The organism is Neisseria sp. HMSC068C12, from assembly GCF_001814095.1.
Lineage (GTDB): Bacteria > Pseudomonadota > Gammaproteobacteria > Burkholderiales > Neisseriaceae > Neisseria > Neisseria perflava.
Map to the genome: position 1 here is coordinate 262,292 of NZ_KV814812.1, position 21,269 is coordinate 283,560.

At 49.8% G+C, this 21,269-nt stretch carries 14 protein-coding genes, 1 tRNA gene and 1 pseudogene; 11 read left to right on the forward strand and 5 right to left on the reverse strand.

Annotation, left to right across the window (positions count from 1 at the left end):
- The first annotated feature begins 88 nt into the window (after nt 1-88).
- The 5 genes from HMPREF2952_RS05680 to HMPREF2952_RS05700 all read left to right on the forward strand — a co-directional run bounded on the left by HMPREF2952_RS05680 (nt 89) and on the right by HMPREF2952_RS05700 (nt 7,343).
- Entirely contained in the window at nt 89-1,708 is a 1,620-nt protein-coding gene (locus HMPREF2952_RS05680) for an ABC transporter substrate-binding protein (protein WP_004519485.1), read from the forward strand.
- Nucleotides 1,709-1,783: 75 nt separating this feature from the next.
- Complete coding sequence (locus tag HMPREF2952_RS05685; RefSeq protein WP_049335537.1) at nt 1,784-3,580, forward strand: aminopeptidase P family protein; 1,797 nt, start codon at nt 1,784-1,786, stop codon at nt 3,578-3,580.
- Between the two features lie 232 nt (nt 3,581-3,812).
- Entirely contained in the window at nt 3,813-4,733 is a 921-nt protein-coding gene (gene oppB, locus HMPREF2952_RS05690; RefSeq protein ID WP_036472303.1) for an oligopeptide ABC transporter permease OppB, read from the forward strand.
- Nucleotides 4,734-4,805: 72 nt separating this feature from the next.
- Nucleotides 4,806-5,714: an oligopeptide ABC transporter permease OppC gene (gene oppC, locus HMPREF2952_RS05695; RefSeq protein WP_049335539.1), complete on the forward strand. Its 909-nt coding sequence runs from the start codon at nt 4,806-4,808 to the stop codon at nt 5,712-5,714.
- 24 nt (nt 5,715-5,738) lie between these two features.
- Nucleotides 5,739-7,343 carry an ABC transporter ATP-binding protein gene (locus HMPREF2952_RS05700; protein WP_049335541.1) on the forward strand — a complete coding sequence of 535 codons (1,605 nt, stop codon included), beginning with the start codon at nt 5,739-5,741 and terminating at the stop codon, nt 7,341-7,343.
- A gap of 79 nt (nt 7,344-7,422) precedes the next feature.
- On the opposite strand, the gene HMPREF2952_RS05705 is transcribed toward HMPREF2952_RS05700, so the two are convergent.
- Nucleotides 7,423-8,700 (reverse strand): O-acetylhomoserine aminocarboxypropyltransferase/cysteine synthase family protein, encoded by a 1,278-nt coding sequence (locus tag HMPREF2952_RS05705; RefSeq protein ID WP_049335542.1) that lies wholly within the window; start codon nt 8,698-8,700, stop codon nt 7,423-7,425.
- 195 nt (nt 8,701-8,895) lie between these two features.
- Between HMPREF2952_RS05705 and HMPREF2952_RS11510 the strand changes: the two are divergent.
- Nucleotides 8,896-9,106: pseudogene (locus HMPREF2952_RS11510) on the forward strand (IS30 family transposase); the annotation flags it as partial.
- A 243-nt stretch (nt 9,107-9,349) separates the two neighbouring features.
- Here the strand turns inward: HMPREF2952_RS11510 and HMPREF2952_RS05715 are convergent.
- Both HMPREF2952_RS05715 and yaaA read right to left on the reverse strand, forming a co-directional pair.
- Nucleotides 9,350-9,440, reverse strand: a tRNA-Ser gene (locus tag HMPREF2952_RS05715).
- A 79-nt stretch (nt 9,441-9,519) separates the two neighbouring features.
- Nucleotides 9,520-10,299 (reverse strand): peroxide stress protein YaaA, encoded by a 780-nt coding sequence (gene yaaA, locus HMPREF2952_RS05720; RefSeq protein ID WP_070695402.1) that lies wholly within the window; start codon nt 10,297-10,299, stop codon nt 9,520-9,522.
- Between the two features lie 170 nt (nt 10,300-10,469).
- On the opposite strand from yaaA, the gene HMPREF2952_RS05725 reads away from it, so the two are divergent.
- Complete coding sequence (locus HMPREF2952_RS05725) at nt 10,470-10,859, forward strand: RidA family protein (RefSeq protein ID WP_003746001.1); 390 nt, start codon at nt 10,470-10,472, stop codon at nt 10,857-10,859.
- A 69-nt stretch (nt 10,860-10,928) separates the two neighbouring features.
- Nucleotides 10,929-11,759, forward strand: a complete 831-nt coding sequence (locus tag HMPREF2952_RS05730) for a symmetrical bis(5'-nucleosyl)-tetraphosphatase (protein WP_003746004.1) — start codon at nt 10,929-10,931, stop codon at nt 11,757-11,759.
- Between the two features lie 54 nt (nt 11,760-11,813).
- On the opposite strand, the gene HMPREF2952_RS05735 is transcribed toward HMPREF2952_RS05730, so the two are convergent.
- Entirely contained in the window at nt 11,814-13,187 is a 1,374-nt protein-coding gene (locus HMPREF2952_RS05735) for an FAD-binding oxidoreductase (RefSeq protein ID WP_070695359.1), read from the reverse strand.
- A 95-nt stretch (nt 13,188-13,282) separates the two neighbouring features.
- Entirely contained in the window at nt 13,283-13,528 is a 246-nt protein-coding gene (locus HMPREF2952_RS05740) for a hypothetical protein (protein WP_070695360.1), read from the reverse strand.
- Between the two features lie 508 nt (nt 13,529-14,036).
- Here HMPREF2952_RS05740 and HMPREF2952_RS05745 point away from each other — a divergent pair.
- The 3 genes from HMPREF2952_RS05745 to glgX all read left to right on the forward strand — a co-directional run bounded on the left by HMPREF2952_RS05745 (nt 14,037) and on the right by glgX (nt 21,154).
- Entirely contained in the window at nt 14,037-14,519 is a 483-nt protein-coding gene (locus HMPREF2952_RS05745) for an FKBP-type peptidyl-prolyl cis-trans isomerase (RefSeq protein ID WP_070695361.1), read from the forward strand.
- A 217-nt stretch (nt 14,520-14,736) separates the two neighbouring features.
- Nucleotides 14,737-19,023, forward strand: coding sequence for a 1,4-alpha-glucan branching protein GlgB (glgB, locus tag HMPREF2952_RS05750; RefSeq protein WP_070695362.1), 4,287 nt, complete (start codon nt 14,737-14,739; stop codon nt 19,021-19,023).
- A gap of 145 nt (nt 19,024-19,168) precedes the next feature.
- Nucleotides 19,169-21,154 carry a glycogen debranching protein GlgX gene (gene glgX, locus HMPREF2952_RS05755; RefSeq protein ID WP_070695363.1) on the forward strand — a complete coding sequence of 662 codons (1,986 nt, stop codon included), beginning with the start codon at nt 19,169-19,171 and terminating at the stop codon, nt 21,152-21,154.
- Nucleotides 21,155-21,269 lie beyond the last annotated feature (115 nt).

Consider the following 21,269-nt stretch of genomic DNA (forward strand, 5'->3'; position numbering starts at 1 on the left):
TGGAGAACTTCTAAATAAATGTAGTTGAGTGTAGTTTGAATAATTAGGCCGTCTGAAAAAGAAGAATACCCAAAAGAAGGAATGAAATATGGCCGGAAAAACCTATCCGCTGTTGGCTGCATCATTGGCTGCCGTATTCGCATTGTCGGCGTGCAGCCGCGATGTTAAGCCTGCTCCTGAGTTTAAACGTACCGATTATGAGCGCGTGGTGGTCAGCAACGGTGTTGAGCCGGGTACGCTGGATCCTCAAATGAGTGGCGATATGGCGGCCGGTGCGATTATCCGTCAGTTGATGGATGGTTTGGTCGGTACGGATGCCGAAGGTAAAACCATTCCTGCTTTGGCGGAAAAATGGGAGAGCGAGGGCGAGCGTATTTGGACCTTCCATCTGCGTGATGCCAAATGGAGCAATGGCGATCCGATTACCGCCGAAGATTTCGTGTACAGCTTTCGCCGTCTTGCCGATCCAGCCACCGGCGCACCTTTCGGCAGCTATTTGGTCGATGCCCAAGTGGAAAATGCGGAAGATATATTAAACGGCAAAGCCAAGCCTGAGACATTGGGTGTCAAGGCGTTGGACGCAAAAACCCTGCAATTTACGCTGATTGCGCCGGTACCTTATTTCCCCGATATGCTGATTCAGCAATTCACTTTCCCAGTTCATCGCGCCACTGTCGAAAAATACGGCAATAAGTGGACGCAGCCCGGTCATTATGTTTCCAGTGGCGCTTATCTGTTAACGGATTGGAAAGTCAACAGCCACATCAATATGGAACGTAATCCCAATTATTACGATAAAGACAAAGTGGCCATTCCAAAGGCGGTTTTTCTGTCAGGCAGCGGCGAGTACAACCGTTATCGCGCCAATGAAATTGATGTGACTTACGGCATTCCCAGCGATCAGGTCAAAGTGGCGGATATTGAGTTTCCAGGCCAAGTAAGACGCACGACTTCTTTGTGCAGCTGGTATTTGGAGCCGAACCACGAAGCGGCGCCGTTTAATGATCCGCGCGTCCGCAAGGCGCTCAATATGCTGACGCGCCGCGACATTGTCGTTAAAGTGGGCGGCCGCGGCGATACGCCTGCGTTCCAATTGACGCCGCCGCAAATGCAGGGCGTGATTCCCGTTTATCCTGAGTGGAAAGAGTGGACGCCTGAAAAACGCATCGAAACCGCGCGCAAACTGTTGAACGAAGCAGGCTACAACGATGACCATCCGCTTGAGTTCGATATTTTGTACAGCACCAGCGAAGCGTCCAAAAAACAAATTACTGCCGTGCAGTCGGTGTGGAAAGCCGCCATTCCGTTTATCCGTCCGACTTTGTCCAACGAGGAATGGAAAACTTATTTGGATACGCGCGCGCAAGGCAATTTCAAGGTTTCGTTCAGCGGCTGGTGTTCCGATTTCAACGATCCGGCGGGCATGCTCAATATCTTGAAATCCAACAACTCAAACAATGCATTCCGCTACAAAAGCGCGGCGTTTGATACATTTATGAACAATACGCTGAAAGATGGTGTCAGCAAGGAAGCGCGCAGCCAGCTCTATGCCGATGCGGAGAAGCAGCTTCAAGAAGACGCTGCACTGATTCCGCTGTATCATCAGGTTGAAGTGCGTATGGTCAAACCCGATATTATCGGCTATTCCGACAAAGACCCTTTGCGGAACTACACGGTCAAGAGCTGGTCGTTCGCACCGAAAAAATAGATTGATTATAGACAGTACAAGTTTTCAGACGGCCTTAATGACAGAGGCCGTCTGAAACAACAGGAGACATAACACATGAAATCTGTACAACAACGTTTGTCCGCTTTACACGAAGCCATGAAAAAACATGGCGTGGACGCGTTTGTCATTCCTTCCGCCGATCCACACCTTTCCGAATACCTGCCCGAGCATTGGCAGGCACGCCGCGATTTTTCCGGCTTTACCGGTTCGGCCGGCACTTTGGTGGTAACCGCCGATAAAGCAGGCGTGTGGACCGACAGCCGCTATTGGGAACAGGCTGGCCAACAGCTTGCGCCAAACGGCATCGAGCTGCAAAAAATGGGCGTTGATGCGCCTTATACCGAATGGTTGGCACAAAATCTGCCCGAGGGCGCCGTCGTCGGCGCGCCTGCCGATATGTTCGCACTCAGCGGCGAGCGCGGTTTGAAACAGGCACTTGCCGCCAAAAACATCCGCCTCGAATATCCTGAAACTTTGTTGGACGAAGTATGGGACGACCGTCCTGCATTGCCGACTCCGGAAATCTACGTTCACCATCCCGACTACGTTTCCGAAACTGCGGCCGAAAAACTGGCCCGTATCCGTACGGCCATGAAAGAGCAGGGCGCAGATGCACATTTGGTTTCTTCTTTGGATGACATTGCTTGGATTACCAATCTGCGCGGTGATGATGTGCCGTTCAACCCTGTGTTCTTGTCCCATCTGTTTATCAGTCAAGACAAAGCCGTATTGTTTACCGATGCAGGCCGTCTGAAAGCCGAATCTGCCGAAGCTTTGAAAGCGGCAGGTTTTGAAGTATTGCCTTATGCGCAAGCGGCGGACTATTTGGCAGGCGTTAAGGGCGCATTGCTGATTGATCCGAACAAAACCGCTGTCGGTACTTTGCGCCGCCTGCCTGAAGACGTCCGTTTGATTGAAGCCATCCACCCAAGTACATTCTTCAAATCAGTCAAATCCGATGCCGACATTACCCATATCCGCAATACCATGGCGGAAGACGGCGCGGCATTGTGCGGCTTCTTTGCCGAGTTTGAACAAATCTTGGCAGACGGCGGCGAATTGAGCGAGCTGGACATCGACGGCATGCTCTATAAACACCGCAGCCAACGTCCCGGCTTTATTTCGCCAAGTTTCGACACCATCGCCGGCTACAATGCCAATGCCGCCTTGCCTCATTACAGCGCGACACCGGAAAACAACAGCAAAATCAAAGGCGACGGTATGCTGCTGATTGACTCCGGCGGCCAATACTGGGGCGGTACGACCGACATCACGCGTGTGGTGCCTGTCGGCAATCCGAGTGCGGCCATGAAGCGCGATTACACTTTGGTGTTGAAAGCGCATATTTCTCTGGCGGAAACCATTTTCCCTGAAAACATCAAAGGCCCGATGATTGATGCCATCTGTCGTAAATCACTCTGGCAGGCGCAATGTGATTACGGTCACGGTACAGGTCATGGCGTGGGCTATTTCCTCAATGTGCATGAAGGTCCGCAAAGCATTGCCGTTGCCGCCGTGCCGCAACCGCATCACGCGATGAAGTCAGGCATGCTGACTTCCAACGAGCCGGGTCTTTACCGTCCGGGCAAATGGGGTATCCGTATCGAAAGCCTGGTAATCAACCGTCCGGTTGAAAACCCAGAGGAAACCGAGTTCGGCAAATTCCTGTATTTTGAGACCGTTACCCTCTGTCCAATCGATACGCGCCTGATCGATACCAAACTGATGACCGGCAGCGAAATCGAATGGCTGAACCAATATCACGCCGAAGTGCGCCGCCGTCTCGAGCCTTTGACAGAAGGCGCGGCCAAAGCATGGCTGATTGAACGCACCAAACCTTTGGCGCGTTAACGTGAAAGGCCGTCTGAAACGGCGGATACAAAGTTTCAGACGGCCTTATCACAACAATTATCTAAAAACTAAAAAACCTTACCCGACTCCGAATAAAAACAATAACCCGGTCGGAATAGAGAGAGAAACCGGCGCGGCGACGTTACAGACGCCTGCTGCCATTCATCCGATTTCCGCTTCAGGTCAGCTTTGTTTTCACGAGTCCGGTATGTTCAGACAGGACAGCCTGATTATGTTGAAATTCATCATCAAACGGATATGTGCTTCCATCCCGACCATGCTGGTGTTGATTACCGTATCGTTTTTTCTGATGCGGCTTGCACCGGGCAGCCCGTTCACAGGCGAACGCAATTTGCCGCCTGCGGTCATGGCCAACATCGAAGCCAAATACCACCTCAATGACCCGATGTACCTCCAATATTTCCACTACCTCAAGCAGTTGGCGCAGGGGGATTTGGGGCCGTCGTTCAAATATAAAGATTTCAGCGTTAATGAGTTGCTTGCCCAATCCCTGCCAGTATCGGCAGAACTTGGTTTCTACGCCTTTTTGATTGCCGCCATCTTCGGCATGTTTATCGGCATCATCGCCGCCTTAAAACAAAACAGCTGGCTGGATTATTCGCTAATGAGCGGCGCGATGACCGGTATCGTTGTTCCCAGTTTTGTGATGGCGCCGGTATTGGTGCTGGTGTTTGCTGTCAGACTGCAATGGCTGCCTGCAGGCGGCTGGAACGATGGCGCACTGATGAATTTGATTCTGCCTGTCGTTACTTTGTCCATCGGTTATGTGTCCAGTATCGCGCGGATTACGCGGGGTGCGATGATTGAAGTATTGAACAGCCCCTTTATCCGTACGGCACGCGCCAAAGGCCTGCCCATGAGCCGCATCATCCTGCGCCATGCGCTGCGTCCCGCCATGCTGCCGATTGTTTCTTTCTTAGGCCCGGCATTCGTTGGCATCATTACCGGCTCCATTGTGATTGAAAACGTGTTCGGTATTCCCGGCGTCGGACAATTATTTGTCAACGGCGCGCTCAACCGCGACTACGGCATGATTTTGGGTTTGACGATTTTGGTGGGCATTATGACCATTTTGTTCAACGCCATCCTCGATATTCTGTATGCCATTATTGACCCGAAAATCCGTTATTAATCCCATTTGCGCAAAGGCCGTCTGAAACGTTCAGACGGCCTGAAGAAAGAATAAAAAGCGAGAGAGAACATTATGTTATTCAAAAAGAAGCAGACTCAGGCCCTCGCAGAGGCAGCAGAATACGCCCAAGTGCACGGCAAAAGCCTGTGGAGCGACGCATGGCGGCGTTTTAAACAAAACAAAGCGGCGGTGTACAGCATTATTATCCTGTTGCTGATCAGTATTTTTGTGATTGTGGCACCATGGATTGTCCGCTACACCTACGACTTCACCGACTGGGACAATATGCAGATTCCGCCGTCCCTTTCTACTCATCACTATCTGGGTACGGACTTGCTCGGCCGTGATTTGCTGTCGCGTGCGGCAACCGGCGGACGTATTTCCTTGCTGGTCGGTGTGGCCGGCGCATTGGTGGCTGTTGTCATCGGTACGCTTTATGGCGCGATTGCCGGCTTTATCGGCGGTAAGCTCGATTCGCTGATGATGCGCTTTTTGGAAATTTTGAACGCGTTTCCGTTTATGTTTTTCGTCATTCTGCTGACCACATTCTTCGGCCGCAACTTGCTTTTGATTTTTGCCGCCGTGGGTTTGGTGTCTTGGCTGGACGTGGCGCGTATCGTGCGCGGCCAAACCTTGAGCTTGAAGCATAAAGAGTTTGTCGAAGCGGCACGTGTGAGCGGCGTGGCAAAACGTAAAATCGTAACGCGCCACATTATTCCGAATGTTTTGGGTGTGGTGATGGTGTATGCCTCTTTGCTGGTACCGGGCATGATTATGTTTGAATCCTTCTTGAGCTTCTTGGGCTTGGGTGTGCAAGAGCCGATGACCAGTTGGGGTTCGATGCTGCAAGAAGGCGCAATTTCGATGGAAGCCGCACCATGGCAGCTGCTCGTGCCGAGTTTCTTCTTGGTAACCACTTTGTTCTGTTTCAACTTTATCGGCGACGGCCTGCGCGATGCGCTCGACCCGAAAGACCGCTAAACCACAACCAAAAGGATAATCAAAATGACAAAACAGTTACTGGTTGTAGAAAATCTGGACATCAATTTTGAATTGCATGAAAAAAACGTGCACGCCGTGCGTAATGTCAGCTTTAAAGTGGCAGAGGGCGAAACATTGGCTTTGGTCGGCGAGTCCGGCTCGGGCAAGTCTGTAACATCTATGTCCGTTATGCGCCTGTTGCCTGAAAAGTTTGCCCGTTATGGCAAAGATTCGCGCATTACTTTTGACGGCATTTCCATTTTGGATGCCGATGAGAAAACCCTGCGTGATTTGCGCGGCAACCGCATCAGCGTGATTTTCCAAGAGCCGATGACCTCGCTCAATCCGTTTATGCGTATCGGTGCGCAACTGATTGAAGCGGCGCGTGTGCACAATAAAAAGCTCGGCCGCAAAGAAGCAGGGCTGAAGGCATTGGCATTGTTGGAGCGTGTGGGCATCAAAGAAGCCGAACGCCGCATGAAACAATATCCACACGAGTTTTCCGGCGGCCAGCTGCAACGCATCATGATTGCCATGGCACTCATTAATGAACCTGACCTGCTGATTGCCGACGAACCGACCACGGCTTTGGATGTAACCATTCAAGCCGAGATTCTCGATTTGCTCCACGATTTGCAACAGCAAATGGGCATGGCGATTATCTTCATTACCCACGATTTGGGTTTGGCGGAACACTATTCCAAAACCGTCTGCGTCATGCGTAACGGCGAAATTGTCGAGCGCGGCAAAATCAAAGAAGTTTTTGCCCATCCGAAGCACGAATATACCGCCGAACTCATCAATGCCATTCCCAAAGGCATGAAAGAGCCGGAAGAAAACAACGCCGGTGTGTTAATCGATGCCGATAATGTCAATGTTTCTTTCGTATTGAAGCAAAGCTTTTTTGGCAAGCCGCTCAAAACTTTCGACGCCGTCAAAGGCATCAGCCTCAAAATAAAAGAAGGGGAAACATTGGGCGTTGTCGGCGAGTCCGGTTCCGGAAAATCCACGCTGGGCAAAGCCGTCATGCAGATGCTGCCTTATACCGGCCATATCTTCTTTGAAGGCAAAGACCTGAAAAACTATACAGCCGAGGAAGCATGCCGTCTGAAATCGCAACGGCAAATTGTGTTCCAAGATCCGTTCGGTTCGCTTTCCCCACGCCTTACAGTTGGTGAAATTATTGGTGAAGGTTTGACGGTTCATCATCCTGAGATGACTAAAAAAGAACGTATCCAGCGCGTTTTGGAAGTCATGAAGGAAGTGTCCCTGCCGCTTGACGCGCTCAACCGTTATCCGCATGAATTCTCCGGCGGCCAGCGTCAGCGTATAGCTATTGCACGCGCCGTTATCCTGCGCCCGAAATTCATTCTTTTGGACGAGCCGACTTCTGCACTTGACCGTTCCGTACAATCCAAAGTAGTCGAGCTTTTGCGCGATTTGCAAAAGAAATACGGCCTGACTTATATGTTCATCAGTCATGATTTGTCTGTCGTGCGCGCCGTTAGCGATAATGTGATCGTGATGAAGCAGGGCGAAATGGTTGAGTACGGCAGCGCGGATCAGATTTTCCACCATCCGCAAAACGATTACACCAAACGTTTGATTAACGCCGCATTTGATTTGTAGAAAAGGAAAAGGCCGTCTGAAAAGAAATTTTCAGACGGCCTTTTTAAGCGGAGGCTTTTTTCATCTAATGAGCGATTGCTTATGCCTGTACGGCATCCAATGCCTGCGCCAAGTCGGCAAGCAAATCGTCGATATGCTCGATACCCACGCTCAGGCGTACCATGTCGGGGCTGACGCCTGCTGCGGCGAGTTCTGCATCGTCAAGCTGACGGTGGGTCGTTGTGGCAGGATGGGTAGCCAGCGATTTGGCATCGCCGATATTCACCAAACGCAGGAAGAGTTGCAGTGCGTCAATGAATTTCGCGCCGGCTTCACGACCGCCTTTAATACCAAAACTCAGCAAACCTGAGGCTTTTCCGCCGTAGTCGCGGTCAATCAAAGCTTTATACGGACTGTCAGGCAGTGCAGGATAGTTCACCCATTCGACCCGCGGATGTTTCTTTAAGAATTCGGCTACTTTTAGGGCGTTTTCGCAATGACGTTCCATACGCAGGGCGAGGGTTTCCAAACCTTGAAGCAGTAAAAATGCGCTGTGCGGAGACAGGGCGGCACCGGTATTACGCAATGGGACGACACGGGCACGGGCGATATAGGCTGCCGCACCAAAATGTTCGCAGTAGTTTACGCCGTGGTAAGACGGATCAGGCTGATTGAAGGTTTTTTCAAAACGCGGATTGCCTGCCCATTGGAATTTGCCGCCGTCGATAATGGCACCGCCAATCGTTGTGCCGTGGCCGCCGATGTATTTTGTCAGAGATTGGATAACAATGTCGGCTCCGTGTTCTATCGGGCGGAACAATGTAGGCGTAGCAACGGTGTTGTCCACCATTAGTGGTAGCCCTTGAGCGTGCGCGGCTTGGGCGAATGCTGGAATATCAACGACATTGATGGCAGGATTGCCGATAGATTCGCAATACACCAGTTTGGTGCGGCTGTCGGTATTGGCGGCGATTTCTTCGGGTTTGGCCGGATCGATAAAGCGTACTTCTATGCCTTGGCGCGGCAGGCTGTGAGCAAAGAAATTGTATGTGCCGCCGTAGAGGGTTTTGGTTGCAATGATGTTGTCGCCTGCTTCAGCCAAGGTTTGAACGGCATAGGTAATTGCCGCCATACCGCTGGCGACAGCCAATGCGGCGATACCGCCTTCCAAACGGGCAACGCGTTCTTCCAAAACGGCAGTGGTCGGATTCATCATACGGGTGTAGATATTGCCCGCTACATCAAGGTTGAACAAGTCTGCGCCGTGTTGCGTGTTGTCGAAAGTGTAGGAAGTGGTTTGGTAAATGGGGACAGCAGCGGATTTGGTAGTTGGTTCGGATTGATAGCCTGCATGCAGGGCAATGGTTTCCCGTTTCATTTAAATATCCTTGTAGCGATTAAATAATGATAAATAGAGGCCAGCAGATTCGGATTTGAAGGGCAAACTTTCCATAACGGAAAAGTTCGGTATGTAGCAGCATACAGCCTTTCCTATAAGAAAGATTACCCTGAGCGACACTCAACTGACCCAAGAAGAACGATATCACATTCAAGACCTGTCCTACCACCACACCATCATCGAATGACACCCCATCATAATGCCGTTTACCGCGACCTTCTCCAAGATAAAAGCAACGGCAGTACTCTTTGGCAACAGCTCAGAATATGCAGCAAACCCTACCGCAAATGATACGGCAGCACACGGCTCTGAGGCAAAATGCACGATCGCGTCGGCATAGGAAAAGCCCCACATGGTTGAGCAAAAATTCCGCATTGGTGATGGGTAGGCAGATACCATTGACGGCAAAGATTAGAAAAGCGGAGACCTTGGCAAAAATCCCTCAAATTCCTAAATGTCTGGGTAGGACTTTAGGGATTTGGGGGAGTTTTAAAGGTTTTAGGCCGTCTGAAACTGCGTTATAGAAAGTTTCAGACGGCCCTTGGGTATTCTTTGGATTTGAAAATAAAAAAAGACTTGAATCATCAAGTCTCGCATTTCATTTTTACTGGATAAAAAATATCAAGAATGGCGGAAGCGGTGAGATTCGAACTCACGGAGGGCTATCAACCCTCGACGGTTTTCAAGACCGTTGCATTAAACCGCTCTGCCACGCTTCCGTTCTTGAAGCCGTAATACTAATGGAACTTACGGCCTTTGCCAAGAGGTATTTTAGAAAAAATATCTAGGATTCTGTTTTTATTTAGATTGTTCTTTACGCATGAATACCCATTCGGCTTCGTTTGAAGCTGCTTCATTGAATGAATAGCCTTCGTAGTCGAAGTTTTTGAGCATTTCAGGCTCGGTAATGCCGTGTTCTGCCGCGTAGCGCACCATCAAACCGCGCGCACGCTTGGCGTAGAAGCTGATGATTTTGTATTTGCCGTTTTTCTCGTCTTTAAAAATCGGCGTAATCAGGCGTGCGTTGAGTTTTTTGGTGTTGACGGATTTGAAATATTCTTGTGAGGCGAGGTTGATTAAAACGTTGCTACCGGCCTGCTTCAGTGTTTGGTTGAGCAGGTCGGTAATTTTATCGCCCCAAAATTCGTAGAGGTTTTTACCGCGCGAGTTGGCAAAGACCGTGCCCATTTCCAAGCGGTAGGGCTGCATCAAGTCGAGCGGGCGCAGTACGCCGTATAGGCCGGAGAGCAGGCGGACGTGTTGTTGCAGGTATTCGATTTGCTCCGGCTTGAGTGTATCGGCGGCGATACCTTCATAGACGTCGCCGTTGAACATAAATACGGCCTGCTTGGCGTTTTCAGGTGTAAACGGCGTGTGCCATACGGCATTGCGTTCGGCGTTGAGCAGGGCTATTTTGTCGGAAACGTGCATCAGCTCGGCGATTTGTTGAGGGGCAAGCTGACGCAACTCCTGCATCAGGATTTCTGCTTCGGGCAGAAGGTCGGGCTGGGTAAAGCTGCTGACGGGGGAGGGGTCTTTTTCGTTGAGGTTTTTGGCTGGGGATAAGACAAAAAACATAATAATTTCGGCTTTGAAATGAATAATGTGTGGGATTGTAGGTTTAAAATCGAGGAAGAACAAGACGGGCTAAACGCATTAATTGAATGCTTTTATTGAAACGTATTTCTGTTGAAAGTAAAATTCGAAGCTTCCACCTGTTTCTGACATTTCTACTTGAGGAGAATATCATGTCTAAAACCATTATCCATACTGACAAAGCCCCTGCCGCAATTGGTGCATACAGCCAAGCAGTCCGCGCAGGCGATACGGTTTATATGAGCGGTCAGATTCCTTTGGATCCGGCCACAATGACTGTGGTCGGTAATGGTGACTTCCGTGCCGAAGCCGTGCAAGTATTTAAAAACCTGCAAGCCGTAGCCGAAGCGGCCGGCGGTTCTTTGAACGATATCGTCAAACTCAATGCTTATTTGACTGATTTGGCCAACTTTGCAGTGTTTAATGAAGTGATGGCTGAATTTATCGAGCAACCTTTCCCTGCGCGTGCGGCAGTTGGTGTGGCCAGCCTGCCTAAAGGCGTTCAGGTTGAAGCGGAAGCAGTATTGGTTTTAAACGCATAATTGATGTTTTAGACGGCCTGAGCTGGGCTTGAGGCCGTCTGAAAAGAATAACAACGGAAAACAATAATAATGGCACATTACGCAATCGGAGACATTCAAGGCTGCTTTGACGAACTGACTTTGCTGCTTGCCAAAATCGGCTTTAATCATGGTACGGACACCCTTTGGCTGGTCGGAGATATTGTCAATCGCGGCCCGAAATCATTGGAAACCTTGAAATTTGCCAAAGAACACGACAGCAGTGTGCAAATGGTTTTGGGTAATCATGATTTGCATCTTTTGGCAGTCGGTTGCGGTGAAGGCACGCTCAAGCGCAGCGATACGGTTGAGCCGATTTTGACCCATCCCGAGAGTCAATCCCTATTGGACTGGCTGCGTCATCAACCGCTTTTGGTGCGCGGCAACAGGCATGTGATGGTGCATGCCGGTATTTTGCCGCAATGGTCGGTTGATAAGGCCGAAAGCCTTGCCCGTGAAGCCGAGGCTGAATTGCAAGGTAAAAAATACAGAAAATTTTTTGGCAAAATGTACGGCAACAAGCCGACTGCGTGGACGGATGATTTGACCGGCTACGAGCGCCTGCGGATGATTGTCAATGTCTTTACCCGTATGCGTGCGCTGACGTACAAAGGCGAATTGGATTACGAATATAAATCCACTTTGAAGAAAATGCCGCTTTACCTGCGCCCTTGGTTTAAAGCGCCTGATAGGCAGAATTTGGATTATATTACCGTGTTCGGGCATTGGTCGTCGTTGGGCTACGTTAACACAGACCAAGTAATTGCTTTGGATACCGGTGCGTTGTGGGGCGGAGAGCTGACAGCGGTCAATTTGGATACCAACGAAGTGATACAGGTACCGTCATTGGGCGGATTGGACTGGAAAACGGCATTAAAATAGTTTGGATAAGATAAAAGGCCGTCTGAAATGTTTCAGACGGCCTTTTTGTATTGGTTAATCCAAAGAAGGAAGGAGTTTTCCCGGATTCATAATGCCGTAAGGGTCAAGCTGATTTTTGATGGCATGCATCAGAGCAAGTTCGGCCTGTGTACGCACTCGGGGCAGCCAATGTTTTTTGATGATGCCTACGCCGTGTTCGGCGGCAATCGTGCCGTGGCAGGCAAGGATGTTTTCATAAACAATGGTATTGACGGCATCTTCGTATTGGTAGGCTTCGTTGCTCAATACGTTGGGCAGGAATGTATTGTAATGCAGGCTACCGTCGCCTAAATGTCCGAAGCAGACAATTTGTATGCCGGGGAAACGGGTTTCCAAGGCAGGCGCGCATTGGCGGACAAAAGCGGCTACTTGGGCGATAGGGACGGCGATATCGTGTTTGATGCTGGTGCCGAGTTTGCGTTGGGAGGCGGAAATATTTTCACGCAGGGTCCACAAATCGGAGCGTTCTTGCTCGGATTGCGCCAAGATACTGTTTTCCCATCCGTTTTGATAGAGAAATTCGGCAAGCTTTTCATCCAAACCTGCGTCGGGAACAGAGTCGGCAAGTTCAATCAAAATATGCCATTCCGCATCGGCAGGCTTTTTGAGTTGGCTGAATTCCGAAGATAAATCGAGGGCAAAGCGGCTGATCAGCTCGAAACTGGTCAAGCGTTCGGCAAAATGGCCTTGCACAGCGGTCAAAAGCGAGACGGCAGATTCAATATCATCTAGGCCTACCCATGCGGTCGCTTTGGTTTTGGGCTGGGCAAAGAGTTTGAGTGTGGCGGCGGTAATGATGCCTAATGTTCCTTCGCTGCCGATAAAAAGATGGCGCAAGTCGTAGCCGGTCGTGTTTTTGTGTAGGGGCTGAAGGTGGGAAACCAGTTCGCCGTTGGGTAAAACGACTTCCAAACCCAATACCAAATCACGCATGCTACCGTAACGCAAGACATTCAAACCGCCTGCATTGCAGGCGATATTGCCGCCGATTTGGCAAGAGCCCTCGCTGGCAAGGCTGAGCGGAAACAGTCGTCCTGCTTTGTCTGCTGCCTTTTGGGCATTTTGCAAAATTACGCCGGCCTCAACCGTCATGCTGTTGTCGGCAAGGTTGATATCGCGGATGCGGTTGAGTTTGGAGAGGTTGAGCAGTACGCCTTCGGTGGTTACCGTTGCGCCGCATAATCCGGTATTGCCGCCTTGCGGGGTGACGCGGATGCGGTTTTCAAAACAGAAACGCATGATTTTCTGCACGCTTTCGACAGAGTTCGGCTGTAAGACAATATCCGGCGAAGAAACAAAACGGCGGCGTTGGTCGTTTAACAAGGCCGGAGTGGCTTCGATGATTTCAGAGGCGGAAAGAAACTCAGCAAAACGGTCGTGAAGGTGCATGGCAGTCAGGCGGAAAAGTCGGGAAGGGGAGTGAGAGGAATGTAAAAAAGCAGGATACGCAATGGTATCCTGCTTTTTTTATATTCAAAAGAATATTATTTAGCAGCTTCAGAAGCGGCAGAAGCAGCGGCATCAGTAGCAGACGCAGCAGCTTCAGTAGCAGAAGCAGCAGCTTCGGTAGCGGCAGAAGCAGCGGCATCAGCAGTAGAAGCAGCAGCTTCAGTAGCAGAAGCAGCGGCTTCAGAAGCAGCAGAAGCGGCAGTTTCAGCAGCTTTATCAGCACCGCCACAAGCGGCCAAAGCTAAAGACAACAAAGCAGCAGCGAACAGAGATTTTTTCATTTTTAAGAACCTTTTTTAAATCGATTTAAACTAAAAATAGCCGTCAGACGGCCTATACAGTAGAAATTCATTGCTGAATTTTTCGATATTATGCCCCACGGGATAGGTCAATGCAACGTTGCGTAACCGTTTGCCGGCTAAAATCAATACGAAAATAGTGAAAATAATGTAAATCATATTGGCGCGCGAAAAATCATCTGAAAATATTCATTATTGATGAAGATTTTAAAAACATATTATATTCAATTGGTTGTGTGGTTTTATTTGTTATTGGTTTTAAGGGTTTGGAATGTTTTTGCTTTGGGGAAGTTTTTTGTAATTTAATCACTTTGTGTTGTGAAAAAGCAACTTCTGCTTATTGAAATCATTTGATTTTGCTTTTTTATATAGGCTTTTATCTTTTTGTCGCATTTGAATGGGGTATTTATTAAAGCAAGCCGATTGTTTGGTTGCGGCTGTGATAGAATAACCGTAGCGTAACTTTTAAATATTGATTAAGGACGGCATGATGTCTATTGTTAAAAATTCCGTAGTTTCCCTGCATTATGAAATGTACGATGCCAACAACCAGCTGTTGGACAAAACCGAAGAGCCGATTGCTTACCTGCATGGCGGTTATGACGGTATTTTCCCTTTGGTGGAAGAAGCGTTGCACGGCAAAAATGTAGGCGATACCGTCGAAGTGGCTTTGTCGCCCGATGATGCTTTCGGCGAACAAGATCCTGATCTGGTGCGTATTGAAGATGTCAGCGTGTTTCCTGTTGAAGTCGAAGTCGGCATGATGTTTGAAGCCGATGATCCGGAAACCGGTGATGTATTGATTTATCGTGTAACCGATGTTGCCGACGGCAAAGCCGTGGTGGACGGCAACCATCCTTTGGCCGGTATGAAAGTATTGTTCAAAGCGACTGTTGAGGGCGTGCGCGATGCGACCGAGGAAGAAATTGCCCACGGTCACGTACATGGTCCGCACGGTCATCACCATCACTAATCAGGCTTAAAGCATGATAAAGGCCGTCTGAAAAGGAATGAAATCCTCCTTTTCAGACGGCCTTTAAGTTTTTACAAGACAGATAAATAGGAAATTTTGGCTCAGGTCAAATCAAGCGGGGAAATATGGGGTTTGTTTGAGACTACAATGAATTACATATCACGGTGCGGCAGAATCTGTATTAAGATTCAGATATTGGTAAAACAGGCAGAATGCAATGAGTGAAACATTGGAGCAGCAGGCGGTGCAGGCCGGTATTGATTTAGGTTACCACGACATCAACGGCACTTATCATGTGACCAAAACGGAAGTTTTGGAATCGATTGTCGCTGTTTTGGATAAAAGCAAACCGGATTCAGACGGCCTTTATTTGAATACGATGGTTGCGCATGAAAATGGCGAAGAATCTTTACAGATGCCGTCTGAATTTCATGGTGCTGAAGCAGTCGTATTGATTGATGAAGCAGATAAATGTCAGACCTTGACTTTGTATCCGGGCGACAACGATACGCTTTGGATTAAGCTGCCCCAACTGGCTTGCGGTTATTACACTTTGTCGGCCGAGACCGGCGGCAAAAGTTGCTTTGTGCGCCTGATTGTTGCGCCTGAATCGGTTTATCAGCCTAAACTGCTTGCCAATGGCGGACGGATGAATGGTTTGACCATGCATTTGTACAGCCTGCGTTCTGAGCGCAACTGGGGTATAGGCGACTTTACCGATTTGTTGAACCTGATGAAATATGCGGCGGAGAAAAAGCTGGATTTTGTCGGTATTAACCCTTTGCACGCTTTGTTTACCAGCAAGCCCGCCTTTGCCAGCCCGTATAGCCCTTCTTCGCGCGAATGGCTCAATCCGATTTATTTGGATGTTGAGAAGGTCGGTGCGTTCACTTATAACGAGCAACTGAAAAACTGGCTGGCGCAACCGAAAATCCGTCAGCGCATCGCTGCTTTGCGTATCACGGAAACGGTGACTTATACCGCGGTTTGGGCGTGCAAGCGTGATGCGCTGCACATGGCGTTTAACGCGTTTGAACAAGATACTTGCGAAGCTGCGGAAAATGAACGCGCTGCATTTGAAGCTTTTGTATTAGAAAAAGGCAAAGCCTTACGGGGCTTCGGTTTGTTTGAGGCTTTGGACCAGTATTACAGCCGCCCAGGGCAAGTGGGTTGGCAGTCATGGCCGTCTGAATTTCATCAGCCTGATGGCGAAGCGGTAGAAAAATTCGCACGCAGCCATGAACGTGAAATCCGTTTTTATATGTGGTTGCAATGGCTTTGTGCGGAGCAGTTGCGCGAAGTCAACCAAGCCGCTGCCGAATACGGTGTCAAACTCGGCATTTACGGCGATTTGGCAGTCGGCGTGGCGCGCGGCAGCGCGGATACTTGGTTAAACCGCCAAGATTATTGTATGGACTTGTCAGTCGGCGCACCGCCCGATCCTTTGGGGCCGACAGGGCAGAATTGGGATTTGCCGCCGCTTAATCCGTCGATGTTGAAGCATACGGGCTATGAAAAATTTGCCCATCTGCTGCGCGAAAACATGCGCCTGTATGGCGTATTGCGGATCGACCATGTGATGGCATTGTGCCGTTTGTGGTGGGTGTTAAACGGTAAAACGGCGGATTTCGGCGCGTATGTGCATTACGATGCCGAAGTGATGTTTGCTATTTTGGCGTTGGAAAGCCGGCGCAACCGTTGCGTCATCATCGGCGAGGATTTGGGGACGGTACCTGACGAAGCCCGCCATCTGCTCAACCGCTATCAGGTGTTCTCATACAAAGTAATGTATTTCAGCAAGGGCTGGAACGGTTTCCAATTGCCGGAAGAATACCCCGAGCAGGCGATTACGGTCATCAGCACCCACGATGTTGCGCCTTTGGCTGGCTATTGGACAGGCAAAGATTTGGATACGATGTTCAAACTTGGTACTCTGCCTGATGCAGCCGCTTTTCAGACGGCCTTGGATGAGCGCGAACACGATAAAGCCGATTTGCTGGATAAATTGAAAGAAACCGGTTGTCTGGGTGCAGACGTACAAATGCCGGCAAAAGCCGATGAAACCTTGCTGGCGGCTTTGCATAAATACGGCGCATTGAGCCGCAGCAAGCTTTACGCCGTACAACTGGAAAACCTGCTGGGCGTCATTGACAATCTGAATGTCCCGGGTGTGACCGAAGGCTATCCGAACTGGGCGCAAAAAATGCCGGTTTCTTTGGAAGATTTCCTACAACACCGCCTCATGGGCGGCCAACTTGCCATTATTGACGAGGTACGCATGAAAACAAACAGCCAAATCAAGACTTATCATGAACTTGACCAAATCGAGCGCGATACGGTCGAAAGCCTGTTTCTTGCCACCCATAGCGATGTGTTCGCTTATCTGGGACGACACCGCCTTGCAGAGGGCGATGAAGTGGTACGCGTTTTGATTCCCGGCGCAGTAAGCGTGGATATCGTGAACCGCCGCAGCGGCGAACTCATCGTGCCGTCTGAAAAAATTGATGAACGCGGTTTCTTTGTGGCCGTCTTGCCCGATGATGCGCCCGATTACGCTTTGCGTATCCGTTACACCGAAGATACCGAGCCAGTGATTGAAGAAGACCCTTATCATTTCGGCTCTGCGTTGCAAGACATGGATTCCTGGCTGTTGGCCGAAGGCAAACACCTGCGTCCTTATGAGACTTTAGGCGCGCATTTTGCCGAGTTGGACGGCGTGAAGGGTGTACGTTTTGCCGTCTGGGCGCCCAATGCGCAACGCGTTTCCGTTATCGGCGAGTTCAACAACTGGGACGGCCGCCGCCACGTCATGCGTTTCCACCGCGACAACGGCATTTGGGACATCTTCATTCCTGCCGTCAAACTCAATGCCCTCTACAAATTTGAAATCCGCGATGCCAACGGCAATGTGCGCGAAAAAGCCGACCCGTATGCTTTTGGTGCGGAACTACGCCCGACCACGGCATCTATCGTGCGCGGCTTGCCTGACGAAGTGGAAGAACCGGCCTTCCGCGCCCGCGCCAACGCCATTGATGCGCCGATCAGCATTTATGAAGTACATTTGGGTTCGTGGAAGCGCAATCCGGAAAACAATTTCTGGCTGACTTACGAACAGCTCGCCAAAGAATTGGTCGCATACGTCAAAGACATGGGCTTCACCCATATCGAGTTCCTGCCTGTTTCCGAATATCCGTTTGACGGCTCATGGGGCTATCAGGCAACCGGTTTGTATGCGCCGACCAGCCGTTTCGGTTCGCCGGAAGAATTGCGCGCATTGATTAAAGCCGCGCACGACGAAGGCATCAGCGTTATCCTCGACTGGGTGGTCGGACACTTCCCGACCGACGACCACGGCCTGGCCAAGTTTGACGGCACCGCGCTGTACGAACACGCCGATCCGCGCGAAGGCTACCATCAAGACTGGAACACCCTGATTTACAACTTCGGCAGAAACGAAGTGAAAAACTTCCTGCAAGGCAACGCCCTGTATTGGATAGAACGTTTCGGCTTCGACGGTATCCGCGTTGACGCGGTTGCTTCGATGATTTACCGCAACTACTCACGCAAAGACGGCGAGTGGATTCCGAACCAATACGGCGGCCATGAAAACCTTGAAGCCATCGCTTTCCTGCGCGATACCAACACCATGTTGAAAGAGGAAGTTCCGGCTGCGACCGAAATTGCCGAAGAATCTACTTCATTCGCCAATGTGACCCGCCAAGAAGGTTTGAACTTCAGCTTCAAATGGAATATGGGCTGGATGAATGATACTTTGCGTTACATGATGGAAGATCCCATCAACCGCAAATATCACCACAACAAAATGACCTTCGGCATGATGTACCAGTACAGCGAAAACTTCGTCCTGCCACTTTCACACGATGAAGTCGTACACGGCAAACGCTCGCTGCTCGGACGGATGCCCGGCGACTGTTGGCAACAATTTGCCAACCTGCGCGCCTACTACGGCTTTATGTACGGCTTCCCCGGCAAAAAACTTTTGTTTATGGGCAGCGAGTTTGCACAAGGCCGAGAATGGAACTACAACGAAGGACTGGATTGGTTCCTGCTGGAGCAAGAGGGCGGCTGGCACAAAGGCGTACAAGACTTCGTACGCGAATTGAACCATGTCTATAAAGACACCGCGCCGCTTTACCAGCTTGACCAATGGCCGGAAGGCTTTGAATGGCTGGTCGCTGACGACGGCAATAATTCCGTTTTTGTCTTCGAACGCCGCGACCGCGAAGGCAACCGCGTTATCGTCATCAGCAACTTCACGCCTGTAGTGCGTGAAGGTTACCGCTTCGGTGTGAATTCTGCCGGCGAATACCGCGAAATCCTCAATTCAGACGACCTGCATTACAAAGGCAGCGGCGTTTCTGCCGGCGCAACGGTGGAGACAGAAGAAGTTTGGTCGCATGGCAAACCAAATTCCCTGTCTGTGACCGTACCGCCGTTGGCAACTGTTTACCTGTATCAGGCGGCAGTCAAAGAAGAAGCGTAAATCAACTTTGAGGGTGGGCATCCTGCCTGCCCAATCAGCTGAAAATTAAAAGATAGTGGTATCAATATGACTCAAGGCCGTCTGAAAGATTTTCAGACGGCCTTATATTGGACACGAAACCAAATACATACCAAGGAATCATTCTATGTCTGCCAAATCATGGCATATCGAGGAAGGCAAGCCTTATCCCATGGGCGCGACCCTGACAAGCAAGGGCTCGAATTTTACCTTGTTTTCCATCAATGCCGAAAAGGTCGAATTGTGTCTGTTTGATAAGGATAAAGAAACCCGTTTGGAGATGCCTTCGCGGCGCGGTTCGGTATTTTACGGATTTGTGCCGGATGTTAAGGCAGGGCAGCGATACGGTTTCCGCGTGTATGGACGTGAAAACGCAGAATATGGCTCATGTTTCAATCCCAATAAATTGCTGATTGACCCGTATTCCAAAAAAATTGACGGCAAACCAAGCTACCGTAACGCCGAAGAAATGGCATGGTTCAGGCCGGAAGATGAACGCGACAATGCCGCCGTTGCGCCGAAAAGCGTCGTGGTCGGACGCAGCCGATTTAATTGGGCCAAAGATTGCCGTCCGGAAATACCGTGGGGCAAAACCGTTATTTATGAAGCCCATGTCAAAGGGGTGACCAAGCAATTCCCTGATTTGAAGTATGCAGGCACTTATAAAGCCTTGTGCGATAAACGGGTTTTGGCCTATTTGCAAGAATTGGGGGTAACGACGGTCGAGCTGCTGCCGATTCATTTTCATCTGGATGAATACCATCTTCAGCAGATGGGCTTGAGCAATTATTGGGGCTACAACACTTATTCCCATTTTGCCGTTGAGCCGTCTTATGCCGACAATCCCGAACGTGCGGCGGCAGAATTTAAACAAGCGGTCAAAGCCCTGCATCAGGCAGGTTTGGAAGTGATTTTAGATGTTGTGTACAACCACACGGCCGAGCAGGACGACAAAGGCCCGATGCTGTGTCAGCGCGGTATCGACAACACCTTATGGTATTGGCACACCCCTTACGGCAATTATGAAAACTGGTCGGGTTGCGGCAATACGCTCAATATTGTCCGGCGCGACGTTACCCGTTGGGCGGCAGACAGCCTGCGCTATTGGGCGGAAGAGTTTCATATCGACGGCTTTCGTTTCGATTTGGGAACCGTATTGGGACGCGAACCCGATTTCCAATCGTACGGCCGTTTTTTCCAAGTCCTGTATCAAGATCCTGTGTTGGCCGGTTTGAAGCTGATTGTCGAAGCATGGGACATCGGCGAGGGCGGCTATCACTTGGGTAATTTCCCGCAACCTTTTGCCGAATGGAACGGCCGTTTCCGCGATGACATGCGCGCGTTTTGGTCATGGGAAAGCGGCAATTTGGGCGCATTTGCCGAACGCTTGGCCGGGTCGTCCGATATTTTCAACCACAGCGGCCGCCACCCGTCCGCCAGCATCAACTTCATTACTGCACACGACGGCTTCACTCTGCGTGATTTGGTCAGCTATAACGAAAAACACAACGAAGCTAACGGCGAAAACAACCGCGACGGGCATAATGAAAACATCAGCTACAACCACGGCGTAGAAGGCGAAACCGATGATGAAGAGGTTTTGCAAAATCGTGAATACACCTCCAAAGCGCTGCTTGCCTCCTTATTTTTATCCAACGGTACGCCCATGCTTTTGGCAGGCGATGAGTTCGGCAACAGTCAGCAAGGCAACAACAACAGCTACTGCCAAGATAATCCGATTACATGGTTGGATTGGCAAAATGAGCCTCATGAGTTGCAAAATTACACTCAAGCGCTGATACGCGTACGCAGCCAAATCAAGCTTCTGACAGATGATTGCTGGTGGGAAAAAGAGCGTGTGCAATGGCTCAATGCGGATGGCAGCCCGATGACCGAATATTGTTGGCACAACAGGGGCAGCAAGGCAATTCAGGTTGTTTTGGACGATGAATGGCTGCTGTTGGTCAATGCCAAACGTAGTCGTCAGTTATTTAACCTGCCTCAAGGCAATTGGGAAATTTCTTGCGTACCATCTGAGAAATTTAATTACGAAGAGGCTGGGAAATGTGTTGTTGAGCATATGGGGATTTGGATTTTACATAAAACAAATTAAATGAGAATTAAACTATTGGTTGATTAACTCTTTGATATTTTGTCAGTATTTTCTGATTTGTAGCTTAGTGGTATAAATTGAAAATGCCAATAAGATGATGAATGGTTTAATTGTT